Below are 22,221 nucleotides of genomic sequence, written 5' to 3' on the forward strand. Positions count from 1 at the left end.
TTTAATCTCCTTCGGCTTTCCGTCAAAATTTGGTGAAGAAACTGCCGCGTTTCGTGCCCACATCGAGCCAAACAGCAAGAATAATCACTGCCCATGTCACGAGCCATTGCGCGTAATAAGGGAAGCCCAGTAGCAGTAAGCCGTTCTGAATAAAGCCCAGAATCAATACACCAATCACGGTTTTAGTGATGCTGCCTGAGCCGCCTAACAAACTGGTTCCCCCCAAAATAACGCCTGCAAGTACGAGCAATTCATAGCCCTGCCCCACGTTATTTTGTGAACCCATGACCCGCGAACCCAAGATGAGTGCAGCGCAGCCTGTCGAAAAAGCCGACAAGAGATAGGTACTGAATACCAGTTTGTTACGACGAATGCCTGAGTACGCAGTGGCGATAGGGTTACCGCCCACAGCAAAGATCTTTCGCCCATAAGCGGTGCGCTTTAACAGCAATTCATAGATCACTGCGAACACTAAAAAGATGATGATAGGCACCGCGATGGGTCCAAGAAAACCTCGTCCGAACAACGCAAACCAGGTGTCTTCTTGATTCGCGATATCCACGTTCTGCCCACCGGTGTAAATCAAGGTTAAGCCTTGTATTGCAGAGAGCATGCCCAGAGTGACAATGAGCGAGTTAAGCCGCAAATAGCCAACCAAAAAGCCATTCACCACGCCGACCAGAAGCGTAAAGAGGAACATCAGTAAAATTGCTTGCCCAGGTCCGACCTTATCGTGTAAATCAACCACCAGAACGGTGGAGAAAGAAAGTAGCGAACCGACCGAAAGGTCAAGGTTTCCGCCAATAACAACGATGGTCACACCGAGCGCAATCGTGCCAACGATAGACGCCTGACGAACCACCGTCATAAAATTATCCGTGCTGAGAAATCGGTCAGATGAAAGTGAAAACGCAACGATAAACATAAAAAACGCAACTAAAATACCATGTCGCGCCATCAGCGTTTTCACTGAGAATGCTTGCGTTTTACCGTCTACCGCACCACCCTTTTTGGCAGCATCAGTTGGAGATCCTGAAGCCATATACATATCCCTTGATGAGTAGAGAGAGCGTCGCAATCCTTGCTGAAAGGTGCCTTTCTCACCATGTAATATGGAAGAAGGCCAAAAGAAGCAGAACAACGCCTCTGTACTCTTCGTCAACATTAACGCTCTCACGTAAGAGTAAAGAGGCGATACGCTTTTTAGAAAACAGGCTTGGTGAAATTAGCCATGTTCTCTTGCGTAATTTTAGGCGTATCGAAGTAGTTAAGTTTCGGCACTTCTTCGCCATTTGCGATAGCAATGACCGTCGCCAATGCGTTTTCCGCATCATCTACCGGTGACTGGTAAACCGATCCCCAGTACTCGCCACGACCCATGGCTTCATAGCCAACCGCAAAGTTAGTGGCACCGATAAACGCAATACCTTCACGCCCTGCCGCTTTCGCCGCATTTAGTGCGCCTACGCCCATGTTGTCATCACCGGAATAGACGCCGTCGATGTTGTCATACTTGGTCAGGAAATTTTCCATCACGCGTTGTGACTTCTCACGGTTCCAATCACCCGGTTGTGTTTCCATGATTTTCACATCAGGACACGCAACAGCCAGCCTGTCTTCAAACCCTGTCTGACGCTCGATAGCTGTTGTGTAGCCTGGCTGACCGGAAATTTGCACGATCTCGCCTTTACCACCCAATGCATCACACATCATCTCGGCAGAATACGCACCTTGAACAATGTTGTTTGGCCCAGAGAACGATTCAATAAACTGTTGGCCTTCCTCTGCCACATTGGAGTTGGTGACAACAACCGGAATACCCGACTGCTTCGCTTTACGAATAGCAGGCACCACCGCTTTACCATTGGTTGGCCAGATAATAATCACGTCCACTTTCTGTTGGATGAGATCTTGTATCTGTGCGATTTGGCGCGCGACATCACCACCAGCATCCAAAACCACCGTTTCCACACCTTCCGTGTTTCCGGCGGCTTCCTTAAACGCTTTTTCATAGGTGGTTTGGTATGAATCAACACCAACATTGTTCTGCGTAATACCAATGACCAAATCTTTGGCACTGACTGCTGTTGCACTTGCCGTAATCATCAGACCTAACAAGGTTTTACTGATTGTTTTCATCCTTACCGCTCCGTTGCTGTTGCACCCAATGAGAGAGTGCTTTCAAGTTGCGACAGACCTTCCCGGCCTGTTACTGCATTACCATGCCGCCATCAATCATGATGAGCTGACCCGTCATGTAATCTGAGTCTTTACTTGCGAGGAAACTGGCCGTGCCGAGCACATCTTCAGGGTAGGAATAACGGCCAAGAAGAATCATTTCTCGCGCCAAGGTGTCCATGGATTCACCAGCCTTCTCAAACTTACCAATGGCGACCAGATCTTTATCGAGTTGCTCCCAAAGCTCGGTACGCACCACGCCAGGGCCATAGCCGTTCACTGTAATGTTGTGTTTCACCAATGCCTTCGCGCCGCCATTGATCATGGCAAGCACTGCATGCTTACTGCATGAGTAGGGCACCACGTCATCAAATGCCATGCGAGACACAATGGATCCGACATTGATGATTTTGTAAGGCTCGTCTTCTGGGCCTTGAACGATCATTTGCTTGGCAGCTTCTTGCATGCCCATCAAACAACCCAATCCGTTTACATCCATGATTTGCTGCCAATTTTCCTCTGTAATATCAAGGAACATCATCGGCTTATTAATACCCGCGTTGTTGAGCATCACATTGATTGAACCGAATGCATCGACGGTTGCTTTCACGCCCGCTGCGATATCAGCGCGCTTTGTCACATCCATTTTCACCGCTATCGCTTCGCCACCTTTTGCTTTGATGCGATCAACAACCTCCTGACAACCATCAAGATTCACGTCAGCAACACAGACTTTCGCTCCCTGCTCTGCAAAATTTTCTGCAATCGCTGCGCCCATGCCGCGCGCAGCCCCTGTGATCAGCACATGTTTCTTCGCCAGTCTCGATGTATCCAAGTTGCCCTCCTTATTTTGCTGTTAATCAACACCTACCCTTGAGGCTGACAGCAAACGTTTGCAATGAATTTTCGTTAACTTATGATTTACATTTAGCAACAAGCATAGAACAAGAAATGCACGATAAAAATAGGCTACCCTGCTTCATTTTTGAGAGCATGCAGTAGGTATATTTAACAGCCTATTGCTATAACCTTGTTAAAAAGAGAAAATATCTCCCATCACGCCGTTTCTGTAGATTAAATATTCCTTCCAAAACCCCAATATTGATCACAAACCGACTTCGGTGCAAATAGCCTCGAAAGCGCATTTATTGCAAAAAAATGCCGATTTTATTGCAAACGTTTGCAAAAGGTTTAACGTTATAGATACAAATGACAAGAAACAACGCGAGGGATAGCTATGCATCAAGATCATCTGGAATTTGGCGAAGACGCACGCAAGCGCTTACTGATAGGCGCGAACCTTTTGGCGGATGCCGTAAAGGTGACGCTCGGTCCCAAGGGGAGAAATGTGGTCATGCGCAATTTCGACCAACCGCCCATCATCACCAAAGATGGCGTTTCCGTCGCACGCAAAGTCGCGATTAAAGGGCAAATGGAAGAAATGGGGGCATCGTTGATCCGTGCCGTCGCGTCGAAAGCCAACGATGAAGCGGGGGATGGCACGACAACCTCGACCGTGATTGCACAAGCCATTCTTAATCAAGGGTTCAAAGCTCAAGCGGCGAACTACAACATCATCGATATTAAGCACGGTATCGAAAAAGCCATTCAAGCCGCTGTGATAGCGCTGAAAGACCAAGCTGTACCTTGCAATCAGGAAGCAGACATTGAACATGTCGCCACCATCTCTGCTAACAATGACACCAGCATTGGCAAAATCGTCGCCGAGGCGATTCGTGCCGTCGGTGAGCATGGCGTTGTCACTATTGAAGAAGGCAAAGGCTTTCACACCGAATTACACGTGGTAAAAGGCATGCAATTTGATCGCGGTTATCTCTCACCACATTTCGTCAACGTGAGAGGGAAAATGCGCGTTGAACATGCTATGCCATTGATCTTACTGGTTGATGGCAAGCTAAGTCAGTTTGATCAAGTGGTACCTGCCATGGAAATTGCTGCCAAGCAAAAACGACCGCTTTTTGTCATGGCAGAAGATGTAGAAGGTGAAGCCCTCTCTACCCTCGTTGTTAACCACATGCGTAAAACGTTAGATGTCGTTGCCGTAAAAACGCCCGGTTTCGGCCCGCGCCGTCAAGCGATTTTGCATGACATTGCCGCACTCACTGGCGCTACCGTCATGTCGTCTGAAACCGGTCATGATGTCGCTCAGATCAGTGAGCATGACTTTGGTCAGGTCGAAAAAATCGAACTCTCTAAAGATTCGTTTACCTTAATCAAAGGCCTAGGTACTGAAGCGCGAATTGCTGATCGCATTGCACAAATCAACGCCGAAATCGAAAGCTCTGATTCTGAATATGACATGCAGAAAATGACCGAACGACGCGCCCGCTTATCAGGGGGTATTGCATTGATCGAAGTTGGGGCCGCCACCGAAACCGAAGTCAAAGAAAAGAAAGCCCGCGTTGAAGATGCCTTGCACGCAACCCGAGCGGCAATTGAAGAAGGTATTGTACCTGGCGGTGGCATTGCTCTGCTGCGTGTTTGTGAAACCATGGCCCTGCCCGATGCCACGAGCGATGATGAAAAAGCAGGTATGCAAATCGCGCTAGATGCAATGAAATCGCCATTTAGACAGATTGTGAAAAATGCAGGGCTCGATGCCGGTGTCTATCTTGAAAAAGTCAGCAATCAACCCTTCGAATTCGGATACAACGCGGCCAATGGTAAATTTGGTTCTATGCTGGAGATGGGCGTGATAGACCCCGCCAAGGTGACACGATTGTCACTGCAAACTGCAAGCTCCATCGCGGCATTAATGCTCACCACAGAAGCACTGGTCGGTGACACTGACCCTGACTACGTGCCATCACACCACCACGAGCACTAATGTTAGTTTAAGGCTTTGTGTCCGAAAGCTAGACACAACAAAGGGAGCTCACGCTCCCTTTGTTATTTCTCTTGTTACCCTTGCTTGTTACCGTTTCTCTATTGAAGCCTCGACCTAGAGCTCGCCCTGCCAATCGTGGGACTCAATCATTGATTTCACTTGCTGCAAGAATGCGCCAGAATATGCGCCATCCACTGCCCGATGATCGAACGATTGCACCAGCATACCCACACTGCCTATTCCCAACGTTTCTCTGCCATTCACATTCACCACCACGGGTTTGCGAACAATACTGTCGATAGACAAAATCGCAATTTCAGGGTGATTGATAATCGGCGTGGTAAACGCGGTACCTGAACCGCCATTGTTAGAAAGCGTGTAGGTTGCACCACTCATATCATCCGGTGTTAAACGGTTTTCACGCGCTTTCGCGGCAAGCTCTGCAATCTGTCTTGCTAATCCCGACACATTCATCGTGTCAGCATGTTTAATAACAGGCACGACCAAGCCTTGATGATTAAGGTCCACCGCGATACCTAAATGGATGGGTACACTCAGTACCAGCTTATCCGCACCCACTTGTCCGTTAAGCTGTGGAAACGCTTGTAACGCTTTCACAACAGCTCTGGCAATGAAAGCGAGCGGCGTTAAACTGCAACCGTAACGTTGTTTGAAGGCCACTTTTTGTGCCTGCCTAACATCTTCCACCGCATCAAAACTGATCTCCATCCCCTGCGCGACATGCACGGCATTTTGCACCGATGACACCATTTGACGCGCAATTTGCTTACGCACAAACGTAAATGGCACCGCTTCTCCTTGAATCGAGATTGGCGACGGTGAAACCGGACTTGCCTGACTGGCTTGCGTTGCGCGTGGAGCCGGTGCAGCGTCACCATCAAGATAAGATAAAACATCAGACTCGGTAATCCGCCCGTGCCTGCCAGTGCCATCAACATGATTGATATCGACACTATGCTCTGTCACCAAACGACGCACAGACGGTGATAGCTCTGCCATTGCAGCCAAAGCTTCTGCATCTCGTGCTGGCGAATTGTCAGCAGGGGATTGCTCAATGTGCGTCTGCATGTCCCGCTTGGTGATCCGTCCACCTTTGCCGCTGCCAGCGATCGCTGACAAGTCGACTGTATTTGTGGCGGCGAGATATTTCACTGCTGGCGAAAACAAACCATTTCCGCCTTGTAAGCGGGTTTTGGACTCGTTCGACCCAGCCTTGGCTTCATTCGACGATGCGGATTTAGCGACTTCTGTCTCCGAGGATGCCGCGCGACTTGAGTTACCTGAGCTCGCAACGGCTACCTCTTCGCCCTCAACAGCTAACACGGCGACGGGCTCACCCACAGGGATGATTTCACCAACGCCAGCGATGATTTTGGTCAGCACCCCATTTTCCATCGCGGGCACTTCCATCGCGACTTTATCGGTGGAAATTTCAAACAGTGCGTCGCCTTTTTTGACGTCGTCACCTTCGGCTTTGTGCCACAGAAGAATTTCCCCTTCTGCCACGGTTTCCCCTAATTGGGGCATGATGATATCCATGTCTGCCTCCTGGCTTATTGGGAACAACCGGGCCAATCAAGGCCGATGTATTGGGTTTCAGTGAATTCATCGATACCGACATAGCCACCTTCGCGACCAAGGCCACTTTGCTTCATGCCACCAAAGGGCGCGGCTGGGTCAGAAATCACACCTTTGTTAATCCCCACCACACCCGCTTCAAGTTGTTTGGCAACGGAAACGGCATGTGCCGTATCAGAGGACATCACATAAGCCGCCAAACCGAAGATGGTGTTGTTGGCAGCATCAATCGCAGCCTGCTCATCATCAAACGGAATGATCACGGCGACGGGGCCAAAAATTTCGGTATACAGAATGTCGGCATTGTCAGGAATGTCATTGAGCACAGTCGGTGGATAGAAATACCCCACGCCACTTGGCTGTACGCCACCCGTAAGCAAATTCGCGCCTTTTGCAACGGCATCATCGACTAAGGACGCCACTTTCTTTTGGGTATCACGATTAACCAATGGGCCAATATCTACACCGTCTTGCGTGCCATCACCCATGACGAGCGCACCCATTTTCGCCGCCAACGCTTCACTAAACGCGTGATAATGCTGACGCGCGACATAGATTCGGTTTGCGGCAATGCAGGACTCGCCCGCGTTGCGAATTTTGGCCACCAGTGTTTGTTCCACCGCGGTATCAAAATCCGCATCGTCCAGCACCAACAGCGGTGCATTACCACCCAATTCCATGGAGCTATTCACCACGCGCTCTGCCGCATTGTGCAGCAACACACGTCCCACTTCCGTTGAGCCCGTGAACGACACTTTTCTTACGCGTTCATCGGCAAACATGACCTCAGAAATACTGCGTGCGCTTTTTGATGGCAACACAGAAATAGCATCATCCGGTACGCCAGCTTCCGTGAGTAACGCGGCAACATACAACGCCGTGAGCGGTGTTTCGGTCGCGGGCTTTAAGATCACCGAGCAGCCTGCCGCCAACGCTGGCGCAATTTTTCGCGTCGCCATTGCAGCGGGGAAATTCCACGGCGTCACCAGATACGCAACACCAACAGGATGATGGGTCACCATAATGGCTTTATCACCATTGGGCGCTGAAGATAATGCATCATTCATCTGCACGACTTGATCGGCAAACCAACGAAAGAATTCCGAGGCGTAATTCACCTCACCCCGCGCTTCATTGAGCGTTTTGCCTTCTTCAAGCGTAATGATACGAGCAATCGTTTCTTTTCGTTCCTGCATCAGGTGATAAGCACGACGAAGCACTTCAGAGCGATGACGTGGCGAGGTTTTTCGCCACTCAGCAAAACCCCGACTAGCCGCATCAATTGCGTCTTTGGCATCTTGTGAATCTGCACTCGCAATCGAGGTTAACAAAGATTCGTTAGCAGGGTTGTAGACGGGAATGTCTGCCCGCCCTGTATGTCGCCACTCGCCACCGATTTTTAATCCGGTGGGCAGCGTGATGTCATCAACAATCATATCTGAACCACCTCACGCACTTCAGCCACGATACGTTCTACCGATGGGATCACATGGTCTTCCAAGTTATCCGCGGCGGGCAGAGGAATATGCGGCGTGGTGATGCGAGTGGGTGGCGCATCCAAATCAAAGAAACGCTCTTTGCCCACGATTGAGACGATTTCAGCCCCCCAGCCACATAGCTGGGGGTTCTCTTCTACCGTCACTAGCCGAGACGTTCTTGCGACATCTTCTAAAATCGTTTTGGTATCCAGCGGTACAAGGCAACGCAGGTCGATCACCGAGCAATCAATCCCTTCTTTGGCTAAGATTTCTGCCGCTTTTTGGGCTCTTGGCACCATGGCCGCCAGCGCCACAATGGTCACGTCATGGCCTTTACGAAGCACATTTGCTTCACCGAGATTAACCACATGATCGCCATCCGGCACTTCGCCTTTCATGGCATATAGCGATTTATGTTCAAAAACAATCACTGGGTCTGGGTCGCGAACCGCTGCCGCAATCAAGCCTTTTGCATCGGCAGGATTAGAAGGGGCGACGACCTTGATACCCGGGATCATCATCGCCCAGTTTTCGACACTCTGAGAATGCTGCGCACCAAAGCGCGAGCCTGCGCCATTCGCGGTTCTGATCACCAATGGCACCGACACCTGACCCGCTGTCATGTATCGCGCTTTCGGAATTTCGTTGGCAACAAAATCCCAACACACGGCAAGAAAATCTGAGAACATGATTTCCGCAATCGGTTTCAAGCCTGTCATGGCTGCCCCCATTGCCGCACCCAAAATGGCTTGCTCAGAAATCGGCGTGTCTCTCACACGCTCTGGGCCGAACTCTTCAAACAGCCCCACCGTGGCTTTAAAAACACCGCCTGCGGCAGCAACATCTTCGCCAAGAAATACCACGTCTTCGTCTCGGCGTAATTCTTGCGCAATCCCTGCTGCGACTGCTTCGCGATAACTCATTAGTTGCGCCATGCGTAACCTCCGTTGGCCCAGACATCTTCAAAACACAATGACGTATCAGGCGTCGGCGACGCTTTCGCCGCCTCGGTTGCCTGATCCACTTCCTTGTTCACTTCGCTTTCAATTTTCTCGAGCACACTCTCTTCGATGCCTTCACCTTCAAGACGTGAGCGATAAAGAGGAATAGGATCGTATGCAAGCCAACGCGCCACTTCTTCAGCAGGGCGATACTTACCTGGGTCGGCACGAGAATGCCCTTGGTGGCGATACGTTTTCGCTTCAATCAAAGAAGGGCCACCACCGCTGCGTGCTTTTTCAATCGCCGTTGACGCAACATCAAACATGGCATCGGCATCGTTACCATCGACAATAATGCTCTCCAGCCCATAAGCGCTGGCACGATCTGCGGCAGGATGTTCAACCGCTGTGACGTTGCCAATTGGGGTGTATTCCATATACAGGTTGTTTTCACACACGAAAACAACGGGAAGATTCCATACCACAGCGAAGTTCAATGCCTCGTGAAATGCACCGATATTGGTGGTGCCATCGCCAAAGAACACCACGCTGACTTCGCCGGTTTTTTTGTATTGGCTCTTCCACGCACTGCCATTGGCAATACATAGCTGCGCACCAATGATGGCGTATGAACCCATGGCACCATGCTCAACACTGGTTAAGTGCATAGAACCGCCTTTGCCGCGCAAAATACCGCAATCTCGGCCCATCAACTCGCCGAATAGTGCGGTCATGTCGACCCCTCGTACCAAGGTGTGAGTGTGTCCGCGATAGGTGCAATAGGTGTAATCGCCTTTTTGCATGGCGACACCAAATGCCGCTGCCACGGCCTCTTGACCTAATGCCAGATGGTTCGTGCCCTTCACAAGGTTTTGAAGAAAGAGATCGGAGGCACGCTGTTCAAAGCCTCTCGCCCGCAACATGGTGCGGTAGAGTGACAGCCGTGTCTCCAGACTGTTTTCCGACATAGTCTGTTCCTTTTGAATGATTCTTGGGTACGCTCAACGGTGCTATGCGCTATTGAGCTAAAGTTTGCAGCAGACGTGGCTTCTTTATCCAAGGCAGAGGCTTCGACATGTAGTACGCCTACATGAGAAGCCGATAACACAATAGAAAGACGCCGCAGCGGCTGAAAAATCAGTATTTGTTGGCGATGAAGAGCTCCTGCGCCGGGAAAAGCGTAATGATTTCACAGCCGTCGGCCGTCACCACCACTTCTTCTTCGATACGTGCCGCACCATTACCATCGGCAGACGGGCAATAGGTTTCAAGCGCAAACACCATGCCCTCTTGAAGCTCAAAAGGGTTTTCCATCGAGACCAATCGACTGATAATTGGGCGCTCATGCAGTGCCAAACCCAAACCATGACCAAACTGCAATCCGAACGCTTCCATTTCGCTGGCAAAGCCAAATTTCTCGGCCTTTGGCCATACTGCGGCGATTTTGTCTGTGGTCATGCCAGGGCGGATAAGATCAATGGCGGCATCAATCCATTCACGTGCTTGCTTGTACGCGTCTTGCTGCGCTTGGCTTGCACTGCCAACATTTAAGGTGCGGTAGTAACAGGTGCGATAGCCGTTGAACGAGTGGATGATGTCGAAAAACGCCTGATCACCGGGGCGATACATACGGTCAGTAAAGTTGTGTGGGTGCGGGCTGCCGCGCTCACCCGAGACCGCATTGATGGCTTCTACATCGTCAGAGCCATTGTCATAAAGAAATTTGTTCGCGTTGGCGACACTTTCGTTTTCACGAACGCCGGGTTTTAAGTTCACCGCCAATTCGTGATAAGCCCCATCTACCATGGCTGCAGCCATATTGAGCAACACGATTTCGTCCATCGATTTAATTTGACGCGCTTCCAACATCACTTGCTGACAATCGCGAACATCTAAGCCTTCAGCTTGAAGCGCTTCCAACATTGGCGGCTCACACACATCGATGCCAAGAGGCATATCTGCCACCCCCTCCTCCACCAGCAGTGCTTTAATGTCTCGCGCCGCTTGCTTGAACAAACCCGCTTCTTTCGCCACCGAGCCACGCAAACCCAACATACCGGCTTTGAAGTGATCTGGGTCGATAAGCCCTTGATAAAGCTGGTGATGCTTTGCCGCAGAACCGAAATCCCACAAGTACGGATCAGAGTTACCCGTAAACAAGGCATAACGCGCGATTTTGTCTCGTGCCCATTCGCCAATGACAGTACTGGTCAAATAACGAATGTTGTTATTGTCAAAACACAGTACCGCACCCAAACCAGACTCTGCTAAGGCTTTACGCGAACGGCCTAAGCGATATTGATGCAATCGATTGAAGTTCACACGCTGTTCAAAGTCGACACTCATCCTACCGGGTGCGGGAATACGCTTAGACCAGTCCCAGCCTGGCTCAATGTCAGACTCTCTAATAATTTCCGGTTCCGTTGGTTTCACGATACTCATAGCATTAAGACTCCATTTATTGCAATCGTTTGCATTGATTAAGCAAATAATAGGTGGTTGATTGTCGCGAATTAAAACCATGATCGGCTGCACGCACAAAAAACCACCAACTTGCAAACGATTGCAGCACATAGTAACTTAGCTGTCAATGCAAAGGTTGATACAATGTTAAAGCAAAGTTGCCCGATTTCATTCACGTTAGGTAATGCTGTTTTAGGGAATAGTTTTGGATAACGATAAAAATAAACGCATAACTGTCAAAGACGTAGCCGCTGCACTCGGTATTAGCCCATCCACGGTGTCACGGGCATTGAGCCCAGAAAAACAACATTTGGTCTCTGACCGTGTCATTGAGATGGTGGAAAAGAAAAGTGAAGAAATGGGATATACCGCCAATCCCATGGCGACGGCACTAAAGCGCGGTGCAACGAAAACCATTGGTATGATGATCCCCGATATTTTGAACCCGATCTTCCCGCCTCTGGTTCATGAGATCCAACAACTCACCAATAAGCTGGGCTACACGCTCACGCTGGCTTACACCGAAAACAATCAGGCTCTTGCGCTTGAGGAAGTCAAAAGACTCATTGCTCGAAATGTAGACGGTATTATCCTCGCCTCGGCGTTTCGCAAAGATCCCACGGTGGATTATTGTCTCGATCATGGCAAACCGCTGGTGCAGGTTAACCGCGTTATCGACAATCTCGCCTCTGATCAGGTTTTAGTTGATGACCGTGAAGGTATCTATCAGCTGTTCGAGCACCTTTATAAGCTTGGTCATCGTCACATTGCCCACATTGCGGGTCCGAACGAGATCTCGAGTGGATTAAGCCGACGCCACGCCTTTATTTCTATTGCTGATATGTTCGAACTTCCGCCGGATAACGTGCCTGCGGTTTTGGTTTAGCGCATTTACCGAAGAAGCAGGAAAGCTGGCGACAAAAAGCTTACTGGAAAAACACCCTCAAGTTACCGCTGTGATTGCAGCCAATGATTTGTTGGCTTTGGGGTGCATTGACGAACTTGAAACGGTAGGAAGAGAAGTTCCGAAAGACGTGTCCGTCACCGGCTTTAATGATATGCCTTACCTTGATTGGTTCCGCATTCCTTTGACGACAGTATCACTGCCACAAACTCAGCTTGGCGATCAATCTGTACGCATGTTGTTTGGTCAAATTCGTAAAGAAAGCGACAGTGCTTTCCCTCGCAAGGTATTACTGCAACCTAAGCTGGTTGTGCGTAAATCGACGACGACACCGAGAAAATAGCGACGAGACCATTCGGATTTGATTCGGTATGCGTATGCGGTAATACCATTCGAAATGTAGAGCGTGCAGAAGAAACCCGCCAGTCCGCACATTGCTGACTGGCGGGTGTTATTTTCGAAGTTCGATTCGATGATGCTCGGACCACACTCTCAAATCATCAAGTATTTTCAAAGCACTACGACCAAATTCGGTCAATTCATAGCTCACCGCAATGGGGCGATCACTGATCACTTTACGCACGACCATGTCTTCTGCTTCCAGCTCTTTCAAGCGCTGGTCGATCATTTTTTTACTCGCCCCGCCGAGCAAACGGGCCAAATCATTAAATCGTACGGGTCCATCTTTCAGGTGGTAAATCAGCGTCCCCTTCCATTTTCCACCAATTAGACGCATGCCCTTTTCGATAGCACAGGGTTCAGTACACGTGTTGACCACACTTTTACGGCCTTTAACGTCGATTTTCACTTCGCTGTTCACGATTAAATTCTCTTGTCAGACATACAGGTCACTTAAAGTACACAGGTTAGCACCTGACCCAAGGTTACCATAATGAACCAGGTTGAAACATGGAAGCGTTACCAAGGTTTCATCAAGTCATATTGAATGCTCTGTTGAGTTTTCCTGTCCGCCCATACGCTAAAAGCCCATACAACACCCGCACGCAGATGCAACATATTCCCTAACAAAAACTCATCCAAATAACATCTATCACTATTAATATGATTTAAATCAATATTAATAACCAATATTCGTTTATAACTCTCCATACTGGAATGATATTGATTCTTGTTTGTGCATCGAGCATGAACATGTTTAGGGAAAAAAATGGAAAATTCACGTTACCTCACCAGCCAGAATGGCGCACCTGTTGCCGATGATCAAAACTCACTGACCGCCGGAGAGCGCGGCCCAGTATTGTTGCAAGATTGGCATCTTATCGAGAAGCTAGCGCATTTTAACCGCGAGCGAATTCCAGAGCGTATTGTTCACGCCAAAGGCACTGGTGCATACGGTACATTCACGCTGACCCGTGATATGGCTGAATTCACACTGGCTGATCATTTCAACGGCGAAGGCAAACAAACAGAAACGTTTGTTCGCTTTTCAACGGTGGGCGGCGAAATGGGCTCGGCGGACGCAGAGCGAGACCCACGCGGTTTTGGCCTTCGTTTTTACACCCAACGTGGTAACCACGATATCGTCGGTAACAACACGCCAACGTTTTTCCTGCGTGACGGTATTAAATTCCCAGATTTCATCCACACTCAAAAACGTAACCCACATACCAACCTAAAAGATGCTCAGGCCATGTGGGAATTCTGGTCGTTAAACCCAGAATGTATGCACCAAGTGACGGTGTTGATGTCTGATCGCGGCATTCCTGCGAACTATCGTCAAATGCACGGCTATGGTTCACACACCTACTCTCTTTGGAACAACAAAGGTGAGCGCTTTTGGGTGAAGTTCCACTTCAAGAGCCAACAAGGCGTAGTGAACTTGACCAATGATCAAGCAGCGATTCTGCGCGGTATTGACCCAGATTCAAGCCAGCGTGATTTGGTTTTGGCTATTCAAGACGGTCACTTTCCGCGTTGGAGCGTGAACGTTCAAATCATGCCGGAAGCGGATGCGAACACCTATCACATCAACCCGTTCGATCTGACAAAAGTATGGCCGCACAGCGACTACCCATTGATTGAAATCGGCGAGTTAGAACTTAACCGTTTACCAGAGAACTACTTTGCTGAAGTTGAGCAAGTGGCGTTAGCGCCAAGCAACTTGGTACCAGGTGTTGGTGCGTCTCCAGACAAGATGCTGCAAGCGCGTCTGTTCGCGTACGCGGATGCTCAGCGTTACCGTTTAGGTGCAAACTACAACCACCTACCCGTAAACTGCCCGCATGCCACACAGGCAAATCATTACCAACGTGCTGGCGCGATGGCAGGCACGCAATGCCCTTACTCCGGTCATCAGACAGGTCAAAATGCGTCACCAAACTTTGGCCCTAACCAACAAGATGATTTGGTTGAAGCCACTGAATTTAAAGAACCACCAATGCGTTTAGACGGCGAAGCAGACCGTTACAGCCGCTACAATCAAGACGACTTTGCACAAGCAGGCAACCTGTACCGCTTGTTCAGCGAAGATGAAAAAGCGCGTCTGATTGAAACCATCTGCGGTTCGCTGTCTCAAGCTTCTGAAGATGTTCAACGCAAAATGACCGAGCACTTCAGCAACGCCGATGCAGACTACGGTCAACGCATCGCGAACACGTTGGGTTTGTAGAACGCGACGTGTTTTAGATTTTCTAAGCAACACAAAAAAGGGACAACGAAAACGATGTCCCTTTTTCTTTGGCGCGTACGTGAGAGGTCAATTTTGTGCCCGCAGGAGAATATCAGTTAGTCTAATTCACCTAACGCTTCAGCGACCATGTCCGTGTTGCCAAGGCCTTCAGACGGAATGTAACCACTGCCCGAAAAGCCGGTAAATGCGCTGCTATTTGCGCCAATGAGATCATTCATTGTGGTGCCTTCATTGGTAACCACTATGACATTGGGTCCCGCGGTGTCGGTAAAGGTTTGGTCCATAACGGTATTACTCAATGCTGTCACCTGATTACTGCCATCCACAGACCACCAGTTAGCAATGAAATCCGTACCACCGACGTGGCAATCTGCCGTGGCTTCGACAACCTCTCCCGAAATACCAAACGCATACTCGCTGTTTCCGGGTACGTTCACCATTAAATTAGCCGTGTTGCACACGTTAGGGTCTGTGTCTTCCAGATTATTGACGATGGCTTCGTTCAACGCGATGTTTTGTAAGCCTGCTCGCTTCATTGCGCCAAAATACGCAGGGGAAGACGTCTGATAACTCAGCGCATAAATATTGAAATCCGCACCGTTAACGCTGTCGTTTGAATACGTAGTCGCTGGGAAATTGGCAACATTGATGGGTGTACCGACATGTGCAAACGCAACGTTTTCGTCGGTGCGGATGTTGCCGTTCGTATCGGTGACTTGAATGGCTTCGCACGCAAGCGAACGCACAATCAGCATGCCTCTGTCGTCCGAGCCTTCGAACACAAAACCCATGTCGGTGAGACTATTGACAGTGACCCCCGCCGGCACCTGCGCTTGTAAGTCGGCTTTTGAAACGACAATACCTCCTGCAATCTCTCGGCAGTTAGAAAAATCGACGTCGGAATCTGTCAGCGCGATACTCGTGCTGTTGCAGGCTGTTAAACCCAAGCATAGCGTCGCGGCTAGAGTCAAAGGCATGTTGAATGTGGTTTTTTTCGCTGTCATGGGTTGCTCCAGAAAAAAGGCAGTATTCATCAGTGGAAGTGACAATCTGCACAAATGACAAATAGATAGGTGAGGCCCTTTATTTGAGGGACGAGAGTTTTTGTCCTGTCACGTAATCAAAGGAAGCCAGCACCAGTTGATAGACGACATTGACTTCTGCATCGGTCGTTGGGGTGTAAATCATGACAAATCCTTCCCAGCCCTTTCGTTTCTTCGCCCAAGGGTGATAAGTCGCCCAACCCGCGTTGACTGCTTCGCTAGCTTTTGTGGGAGAAAGCGACGCATGCAAACTACCATCGGGGTGCATGTGCGCGAATTCGCGCCCGCCAACTATCGCCTGAGGGTTGGCCAATTCGAGATGCTCCGAAACCCAAAACCCGCTCGCGCCGGGCATGGAAATCATCGTGTCTCGAATTTCAATACCTTGAACGCGCGAAACACGCGTCATGAGTTCTGCCAAAAAAGCAGGATTTGATTCCCCGCCCAATTGCATGTGTGGCACGCTATTGGTGGTAGCTGGTACTGGGCTGGTTCGCGCTGGCAGACGTTCAAGTTCCGCGGCGAAGGCTGTCCTAATGAACAAAGCGCTCAAGAGCAATGCAAACAACGCGCTGATTTTTCTTTTGGTACACATGACATGCCTCCGATGACGATTTACTTAGAACAGGTAACGCAAACCTAGCTGCACTTCATGTGCTGTTGCGTTGTCGATGCGAAAGCCATCCGTGAAATCATCTTGGCCCGTACTGGCATCACCCAACGAGACAAATTGATATTCGCCAATCAGGCTAATTTTCTCGGTAATGGCGTAACTCGTACCGATACCTACATTCCAAGTGAATTCCGTGGAGGTTTCATCCGCATAGTCGTCATAGAAGCCGTCTGACGTACCATCGAGTTGATCGAAAAAGCCTTGAACACCTGCGCCACCCAGCTTTGCCGAATATTCGTTGCGCGCCACACCAACACCCGCTTTCAGGTATGGCGTAAATGCCGTGCCTGTGTTCACGTCATAAAAGCCTTCAAGGGTCAGCGTGGTGCTTTTGAGTTTTCCGTTAAGCGCATATTCTTCACCTACTCGTGAGCCAGTGCCGACACGTTGGCTATTAAACTTGCCTTCACGATAGCCAAGGCGAGTTTCTACGCGAAATTGCTCGTTAATGATGTACCCAAGCCCGAGAGTCGTGACCGTGCCGTCACCCGCATCAAACTTACCCGGAAAATCGGCATCTTGTGCGATGTTATTACCATAAGGTTCTGAGTCTGTTGCTTGATAGCTCTTCCCCAGCAATCCTGTGGCATAAAGGCCTTCTGCACTGGCAATGCCGGAAAAAAGTGTGGTGGCGAATGCAGCGAATAGTACCGGTGTACGCGTCGATCTCATGGTCTCTCCCTTTACGTTAAGTCACGCCATTTCGGCTTAGGAGAAATCTACAGCAATCCCATTGATTCTGTTATCCTGCATTATAAGAAGACATAATTCCGCTGAGCAGAACAATGATTCATTATCTTAAACACATGGCGATTTTTGCGCGGGTGGTAGACGAAGGCTCTTTTCGCGCTGCAGCGAGGGATCTCAATCTCGCCCCGTCAAGAGTCAGCCAAACCGTGTCTGACCTCGAAGACCATCTGGGGATCACATTGCTTTATCGCACCACGCGAAAAATCTCGCTAACGAATGAAGGGCGTATGTTTTATCCGCGAGTGGTGGACATGCTGCGCAATGCGGAAATGGGCCTGAATGAGCTTAATGCCTTATCGGTAGAACCAGTCGGCGCATTGAATATCTCTCTCCCTGCCTACATGTCCTCTTCCCACATATCCACTTTTCTTGCTGATTTTATTCGTGAATATCCACGTGTTAGCTTGTCGGTTTCTTACACCGATCATCTCGTGGGGTTAGTCGAAAGCGGGTTTGATCTCAATATCCGCATTGGCTGGCTAGATGACAGTTCTATGGTTGCACGCAAGTTAGGAGAGTTTGAACGGGTTCTTGTTGCGGGGGCTGAATATGCGGCGTCTCGCCCTAAACCTACCAAACCTGAAGACCTCAGCGATTGGGAGTGGATCAGCTACAAACAGCGCAATGAGAACATTGAGTTTTCATCAGCAGACAAAAAATCAGTGATGTCTTTTAACCACTCTCGCCTGCAGGTAGACAGCATCGACGCTCTGTTCCACTTTGTGCGTCAAAACGTCGGGATTAGTGTTTTACCGCTTCACCTCGCCAAATCAGGCTTGGTGTCGGGTGAACTTGTCCAGCTCTTACCTGATTGGACACTCAGCCCTGTCGGTTGTTACGCCGTTTGGCCGGACAAGTCACGCAGAGCCAATTTGACGCTATTACTGGCTCGGTTTTTGGCGGAAAAAGAGCAGGCGTATGCTGCCGCATCCAAGTGTTAGACCTACGGCACTATTCCAATGGACTTCTCACTCTTAACGTCGCATCCGTTATTCCTGCCACCCTTCAAAGTGTGTCAACAAATGGTCGATAGCGAGACGCGCTTTGAGTGGCAAGAACTTACGGTTTTGATACACCACCCAAGAGGTGATTTTTCGTGTCCAAAAAGGCGCGAGAACAGGAACCAGTTCGCCCTCATTCATTGCCTGCTGGAAACTGCTTTTTGGCATATAACCAATCCCCAACCCACCTTTACACGCCTCCACCAAGGCATTGGCGTTGTTGCATCGAAAACGCCCAGACACCTTCACAGGTATCTCTTTGCCATCGTGTTCAAACAGCCAAGTGTCGTTGTTGGTGATTAAGCACGAATGCTGTGCCAACGCTTTGGGGTGGTTGGGTTCGCCGTGTTTCAACAGGTAATCTGGCGAAGCCACCGCCATCAGACTGCGATCAGCGAGCTTTCTCGCCACCAGCCCTGAATCTTGCAATCGACCATAGCGAATCGCGAAGTCGATACCGTCTTCCACAAAATTCACATGGCGACTGCTGAAATCCACTTCGACCGTCAGCTTAGGGTGCTGTTTGGCGAATGTTACCAGCGCAGGGGCGACAAATTGCTCAGCAAAAGATCCCGCCATGCTGATGCGCAGCGTACCTTGCAAATCAAACTGCGTACCCGTCACCCTCTCATTGGCTTGATCAAGCCCGCTAACAAGCTCTTGGCATTGCAGATAATATTGCTGCCCCGTTTCCGTCAGCTTTACCGAGCGTGTCGATCGCGCAAACAGCGCCGTTCCTAGTCGCTGTTCTAATCGAGACACTTGACGAGAAACATGGCTGACCGAACAGTTCAAGCGACGCGCTGCCTCGCTGAATCCTTTAGCATCGGCGACTGTTACGAATTCGACAATGCCATCAAAGCTGAGTGAGTGAAGGTTCATTACATTATTGCCATATAGCAAAGACGGTTTTCCATTTTAGCGGATTATCACCCATATAGCGAAAGCATAGAATGATGGGCATCGAACGGCTTACCTACATCCAAGTCGATTCGCTTTCAAAGGACTAGATTATGAAAAAGATTCTTATCATCACTACGAATCACGCCACGCTTGGCACTACTGATCAGGCTAACGGCACTTACGCCCCTGAGATGACCCACGCGTTGGATGCTTTTCTGCAAGCTGGTTTCAGCTACGACGTCGCGTCTATCAATGGTGGCGCAGTGCCTTTCTATGGTGAAAATATAGAAGGCGATGACGTGAACACGCGCATTTTCAACGACGCAGAATTCCAATCTCGCGTGAACAACACCATTCCCGTGAATCAAATCAACATCGATGATTACGATGCCATTTTCTATCCGGGTGGCTTCGGTCTGCTTTCTGATTTGGCAGAACATGCTCTCACGGCAAGCCTAGCGGCAACGCTCTACGAAAAAGGCGGCGTGATTGGTTCTGTGTGCCACGGCCCTGCTGCTTTGCTTCCTATCACGCTGAGCAATGGACAACCGTTGATCGCAGATAAAACCGTGACCGGTTTTACCCGTGAAGAAGAAGTGGATTTTGGCACCATCAACGACATTCCTTTCTTGCTGGAAGAGTCGCTGACGCGCAAAGCGGCGAAATTTAGCAAAATTCAGCCTTGGGGTGTGCATGTGATTACTGACGATCGCCTTGTGACAGGCCAAAACCCTGCAAGTGCACATGGTGTAGGTGAAGCAATGGTTGCGCTTCTTAAATAGCGCTGACACGCACGCAAAAAAGAACAGATTTAAACGTCGGTGACGAGCGAACCACTGCCTTGCTCAACACTGACGTTTTCCTTTTGGCTTTTGGAAGTGCGCGGCTTTAACGACTGATTATGCCACCAGCGCAGCTTTAGGCTGCGCTGGCTCGTTTTTGGACAGAAATGAGCTTAAAGTTTATGCCATGAGTCTTGCGATTCGAATAAGCTGAATTTGGGGAAAACGAAGTAGACGGCTTTGCTGTTCGATAGCATTGGCTATTGACCAGAGAAGAGCTCATATGTGTTATAAAAATGCTTTCTAAGTAGCTGACTCTATATGATTTACCGCAGAGCCGATAACAAAGTGACAAATAGTAGCCAAGGCGAACAATGCTATCTGAGTTTTACCCAGTACCTCGTTTGGAATAACTAGCATTAAAATATTGATCACCACATTGACCACTAGACCAAATGCAATCAATACTGTTAGATAGAAGTTCACTGCTGAAGTTTTCTTTGGCTTATTCGTTTTGGCTAGCGCCGTAGCAAGCTTAACAATTAACTGTCCATACACGATAGTTGCGGCGATCCCCCAATCGGGAAGCATATAAAAGGAGCTACTTATCCCTTGAGCACTTCTTACGATCAGTATTATTACAAAAGGTAGTATCACGAAAATGTAGTCAGCAATTAAAGCAAGAATATTACTATTTGCTGTCTTCACGAGATTTCTCCGCTTCTTCGATACGAATTTGCAGCTCTTTTCCTTTTACAACACGCTCTACGTGCAAGATACGGTGTTGCTTATGAGTATATATTTTTGAGCCTTTAAGCCTGACAGCTTGATAACAGACATAAGCAATTAGTGCATCTCCTGGGTCTAAGTGCCCTATATCACAACTTTGATAACGACCTAGCCATTCTTTATGTTCGATTGGAGCAGAGAACGAGACGTTTCTCTCTACACTCTTAAAGTCCCACTGAGATTCACCCAAGAACACTGGCTTTTTGACTAGTAAAGTTTCGATTTTTTTAACCTCAGTGCTGTCTGCAACAAATAAATCGTCAACCTCCTTGTCGAATCTGACTCTGGTATTTAGATACGTGACATTATTAACCTGTGGTATGCGAATATCGATAGTTTCTCCATCAGCAAGAAGTTCAGAAGCCTTGCAAAGGCTTTTGAGATCTTTGGCATACTGATAGCGATCAATATTAACCTGATTAGGAAACTCTACAGCACCATGTGATAAAATTTCATTCTCAACACCTCTTACCACACTATCAATAACGTCTTCGTTTTCGACGCTGTCTAAATCGACCATAGAATTAGCGATGTATCGAGGTATTGAAGTCAACGCATTAGTTACCTTTTGAAAGCCGGACGTACACTTAATTATGCTTTTAAGAGAACCAATTTCAACGCCCGAAAGCTCATAAGTAAAATTCAGGTCAGCATCTATTGATTTGCCTACTGTAAACGTCAAGTTTTCAAACGCAGTTACATAAGCTGCCATCGCCAGAAATACTCGCTCTGGCTTACCTGTTGATGGCTTATAGTCAAGCCGAATTTCAAACGAACTTTCGTACAACTTAATTCTCCTCACAATGAACTCAAAAAGTAGTTATAACAATTTATCAGATCCCAATGCGGGGTAATTAAACACCCGCTTTAGGATGTTTCAAGCAAATGCCCAGTGCTAAGGATTAGCGTAAATAGCTGTTTTGAATAGATTATCATTATATCGAAAAAACTAATAACGAGAATTTCGTCATGATGGGAGATTTCTTCTCACCTTTCGATTGGCATTAGTAAATCGAACGAAAGCTCTCGAAGTGAGACTGATAGCGTTTGCTTTCTGTAACGTGAAAAGGGGCACAACCTAGCCAGCTTTCTACCTCACCCGCAATCAAACGCCCGTAAATCGATTTAGCAATGCAATGAACGAGCCCAAAGCTCGCGCAGGCCTGCCTACACTTTCGGTTTACTCATTCAAAATTCATAACCACTTAATCGCTGAGAC

General features: G+C 48.8%; 20 protein-coding genes and 1 pseudogene. 6 read left to right on the forward strand and 15 right to left on the reverse strand.

Annotation, left to right across the window (positions count from 1 at the left end; translation table 11 throughout):
* Positions 1-22: 22 nt before the first annotated feature.
* From AC3CIC_RS19110 to AC3CIC_RS19120, 3 genes are all read right to left on the reverse strand, one after another.
* Complete coding sequence (locus AC3CIC_RS19110) at positions 23-1,042, reverse strand: ABC transporter permease (protein WP_488516734.1); 1,020 nt, start codon at positions 1,040-1,042, stop codon at positions 23-25.
* A gap of 161 nt (positions 1,043-1,203) precedes the next feature.
* Positions 1,204-2,139, reverse strand: coding sequence for a sugar ABC transporter substrate-binding protein (locus tag AC3CIC_RS19115; RefSeq protein WP_488516735.1), 936 nt, complete (start codon positions 2,137-2,139; stop codon positions 1,204-1,206).
* A gap of 70 nt (positions 2,140-2,209) precedes the next feature.
* Positions 2,210-3,013 carry an SDR family NAD(P)-dependent oxidoreductase gene (locus AC3CIC_RS19120; RefSeq protein ID WP_394209165.1) on the reverse strand — a complete coding sequence of 268 codons (804 nt, stop codon included), beginning with the start codon at positions 3,011-3,013 and terminating at the stop codon, positions 2,210-2,212.
* 402 nt (positions 3,014-3,415) lie between these two features.
* Here AC3CIC_RS19120 and groL point away from each other — a divergent pair, with 402 nt between their 5' ends.
* Complete coding sequence (groL, locus tag AC3CIC_RS19125) at positions 3,416-5,026, forward strand: chaperonin GroEL (RefSeq protein ID WP_488516736.1); 1,611 nt, start codon at positions 3,416-3,418, stop codon at positions 5,024-5,026.
* A 114-nt stretch (positions 5,027-5,140) separates the two neighbouring features.
* Here groL and AC3CIC_RS19130 read toward each other — a convergent pair whose 3' ends face one another.
* The 5 genes from AC3CIC_RS19130 to AC3CIC_RS19150 all read right to left on the reverse strand — a co-directional run bounded on the left by AC3CIC_RS19130 (position 5,141) and on the right by AC3CIC_RS19150 (position 11,486).
* On the reverse strand, positions 5,141-6,586 hold the full coding sequence (locus AC3CIC_RS19130) for a dihydrolipoamide acetyltransferase family protein (RefSeq protein WP_488516737.1): 1,446 nt from the start codon (positions 6,584-6,586) through the stop codon (positions 5,141-5,143).
* Between the two features lie 14 nt (positions 6,587-6,600).
* Positions 6,601-8,061 (reverse strand): NAD-dependent succinate-semialdehyde dehydrogenase, encoded by a 1,461-nt coding sequence (locus AC3CIC_RS19135; RefSeq protein ID WP_488516738.1) that lies wholly within the window; start codon positions 8,059-8,061, stop codon positions 6,601-6,603.
* Positions 8,058-9,038, reverse strand: coding sequence for an alpha-ketoacid dehydrogenase subunit beta (locus AC3CIC_RS19140; protein WP_488516739.1), 981 nt, complete (start codon positions 9,036-9,038; stop codon positions 8,058-8,060). The genes AC3CIC_RS19135 and AC3CIC_RS19140 overlap by 4 nt, the downstream gene beginning before the upstream one ends.
* Entirely contained in the window at positions 9,026-10,012 is a 987-nt protein-coding gene (locus AC3CIC_RS19145) for a thiamine pyrophosphate-dependent dehydrogenase E1 component subunit alpha (RefSeq protein WP_488516740.1), read from the reverse strand. The genes AC3CIC_RS19140 and AC3CIC_RS19145 overlap by 13 nt, the downstream gene beginning before the upstream one ends.
* Positions 10,013-10,181: 169 nt before the next feature.
* On the reverse strand, positions 10,182-11,486 hold the full coding sequence (locus AC3CIC_RS19150; protein ID WP_394209159.1) for a M24 family metallopeptidase: 1,305 nt from the start codon (positions 11,484-11,486) through the stop codon (positions 10,182-10,184).
* 226 nt (positions 11,487-11,712) lie between these two features.
* Between AC3CIC_RS19150 and AC3CIC_RS19155 the strand changes: the two genes are divergently transcribed.
* Together AC3CIC_RS19155 and AC3CIC_RS19160 are read left to right on the forward strand one after the other, a co-directional pair.
* Complete coding sequence (locus AC3CIC_RS19155; protein ID WP_488516741.1) at positions 11,713-12,393, forward strand: LacI family DNA-binding transcriptional regulator; 681 nt, start codon at positions 11,713-11,715, stop codon at positions 12,391-12,393.
* On the forward strand, positions 12,341-12,754 hold the full coding sequence (locus AC3CIC_RS19160; RefSeq protein ID WP_488516742.1) for a LacI family DNA-binding transcriptional regulator: 414 nt from the start codon (positions 12,341-12,343) through the stop codon (positions 12,752-12,754). Before AC3CIC_RS19155 ends, AC3CIC_RS19160 begins: the two co-directional genes overlap by 53 nt.
* A gap of 108 nt (positions 12,755-12,862) precedes the next feature.
* Here the strand turns inward: AC3CIC_RS19160 and AC3CIC_RS19165 are convergent, their stop codons facing one another.
* Positions 12,863-13,231: a winged helix-turn-helix transcriptional regulator gene (locus AC3CIC_RS19165; protein WP_488516743.1), complete on the reverse strand. Its 369-nt coding sequence runs from the start codon at positions 13,229-13,231 to the stop codon at positions 12,863-12,865.
* A gap of 348 nt (positions 13,232-13,579) precedes the next feature.
* Here AC3CIC_RS19165 and katB point away from each other — a divergent pair, with 348 nt between their 5' ends.
* Positions 13,580-15,040 carry a catalase KatB gene (gene katB, locus AC3CIC_RS19170; protein ID WP_488516744.1) on the forward strand — a complete coding sequence of 487 codons (1,461 nt, stop codon included), beginning with the start codon at positions 13,580-13,582 and terminating at the stop codon, positions 15,038-15,040.
* A gap of 116 nt (positions 15,041-15,156) precedes the next feature.
* Here the strand turns inward: katB and AC3CIC_RS19175 are convergent, their stop codons facing one another.
* The 3 genes and pseudogenes from AC3CIC_RS19175 to AC3CIC_RS19185 form a co-directional block, all read right to left on the reverse strand.
* On the reverse strand, positions 15,157-16,065 hold the full coding sequence (locus AC3CIC_RS19175) for a hypothetical protein (RefSeq protein WP_017007314.1): 909 nt from the start codon (positions 16,063-16,065) through the stop codon (positions 15,157-15,159).
* Positions 16,066-16,144: 79 nt separating this feature from the next.
* Positions 16,145-16,699, reverse strand: coding sequence for a luciferase domain-containing protein (locus AC3CIC_RS19180; protein ID WP_488516745.1), 555 nt, complete (start codon positions 16,697-16,699; stop codon positions 16,145-16,147).
* Positions 16,700-16,786: 87 nt separating this feature from the next.
* Positions 16,787-17,449 (reverse strand): annotated as a pseudogene (locus tag AC3CIC_RS19185) (outer membrane protein); the annotation flags it as partial.
* 113 nt (positions 17,450-17,562) lie between these two features.
* Here AC3CIC_RS19185 and AC3CIC_RS19190 point away from each other — a divergent pair.
* Complete coding sequence (locus AC3CIC_RS19190) at positions 17,563-18,468, forward strand: LysR family transcriptional regulator (protein ID WP_488516746.1); 906 nt, start codon at positions 17,563-17,565, stop codon at positions 18,466-18,468.
* 48 nt (positions 18,469-18,516) lie between these two features.
* Here AC3CIC_RS19190 and AC3CIC_RS19195 read toward each other — a convergent pair whose 3' ends face one another.
* Positions 18,517-19,410 (reverse strand): LysR family transcriptional regulator, encoded by an 894-nt coding sequence (locus AC3CIC_RS19195; protein ID WP_394209148.1) that lies wholly within the window; start codon positions 19,408-19,410, stop codon positions 18,517-18,519.
* Positions 19,411-19,541: 131 nt separating this feature from the next.
* Here AC3CIC_RS19195 and AC3CIC_RS19200 point away from each other — a divergent pair, with 131 nt between their 5' ends.
* On the forward strand, positions 19,542-20,213 hold the full coding sequence (locus AC3CIC_RS19200) for a type 1 glutamine amidotransferase domain-containing protein (RefSeq protein WP_488516747.1): 672 nt from the start codon (positions 19,542-19,544) through the stop codon (positions 20,211-20,213).
* 303 nt (positions 20,214-20,516) lie between these two features.
* Here AC3CIC_RS19200 and AC3CIC_RS19205 read toward each other — a convergent pair whose 3' ends face one another.
* Both AC3CIC_RS19205 and AC3CIC_RS19210 read right to left on the reverse strand, forming a co-directional pair.
* Positions 20,517-20,921, reverse strand: coding sequence for a hypothetical protein (locus AC3CIC_RS19205; RefSeq protein WP_488516748.1), 405 nt, complete (start codon positions 20,919-20,921; stop codon positions 20,517-20,519).
* The gene (locus tag AC3CIC_RS19210; protein WP_488516749.1) at positions 20,905-21,789 is read right to left on the reverse strand and encodes a hypothetical protein; all 885 of its coding nucleotides are present in this window, start codon (positions 21,787-21,789) and stop codon (positions 20,905-20,907) included. The genes AC3CIC_RS19205 and AC3CIC_RS19210 overlap by 17 nt, the downstream gene beginning before the upstream one ends.
* Positions 21,790-22,221: the final 432 nt, after the last annotated feature.

This window comes from Enterovibrio sp. QJM3NY_24 (assembly GCF_057786035.1).

Coding starts and splice junctions, on each gene's coding strand:
- AC3CIC_RS19130 (WP_488516737.1), bottom strand. CDS start 6,586: ATGGATATCATCATGCCCCAATTAGGGGAAACCGTGGCAGAAGGGGAA.
- AC3CIC_RS19135 (WP_488516738.1), bottom strand. CDS start 8,061: ATGATTGTTGATGACATCACGCTGCCCACCGGATTAAAAATCGGTGGC.
- groL (WP_488516736.1), top strand. CDS start 3,416: ATGCATCAAGATCATCTGGAATTTGGCGAAGACGCACGCAAGCGCTTA.
- AC3CIC_RS19150 (WP_394209159.1), bottom strand. CDS start 11,486: ATGAGTATCGTGAAACCAACGGAACCGGAAATTATTAGAGAGTCTGAC.
- AC3CIC_RS19115 (WP_488516735.1), bottom strand. CDS start 2,139: ATGAAAACAATCAGTAAAACCTTGTTAGGTCTGATGATTACGGCAAGT.
- AC3CIC_RS19190 (WP_488516746.1), top strand. CDS start 17,563: ATGATTCATTATCTTAAACACATGGCGATTTTTGCGCGGGTGGTAGAC.
- AC3CIC_RS19145 (WP_488516740.1), bottom strand. CDS start 10,012: ATGTCGGAAAACAGTCTGGAGACACGGCTGTCACTCTACCGCACCATG.
- AC3CIC_RS19140 (WP_488516739.1), bottom strand. CDS start 9,038: ATGGCGCAACTAATGAGTTATCGCGAAGCAGTCGCAGCAGGGATTGCG.
- AC3CIC_RS19175 (WP_017007314.1), bottom strand. CDS start 16,065: ATGACAGCGAAAAAAACCACATTCAACATGCCTTTGACTCTAGCCGCG.
- katB (WP_488516744.1), top strand. CDS start 13,580: ATGGAAAATTCACGTTACCTCACCAGCCAGAATGGCGCACCTGTTGCC.
- AC3CIC_RS19180 (WP_488516745.1), bottom strand. CDS start 16,699: ATGTGTACCAAAAGAAAAATCAGCGCGTTGTTTGCATTGCTCTTGAGC.
- AC3CIC_RS19200 (WP_488516747.1), top strand. CDS start 19,542: ATGAAAAAGATTCTTATCATCACTACGAATCACGCCACGCTTGGCACT.
- AC3CIC_RS19110 (WP_488516734.1), bottom strand. CDS start 1,042: ATGGCTTCAGGATCTCCAACTGATGCTGCCAAAAAGGGTGGTGCGGTA.
- AC3CIC_RS19195 (WP_394209148.1), bottom strand. CDS start 19,410: ATGAACCTTCACTCACTCAGCTTTGATGGCATTGTCGAATTCGTAACA.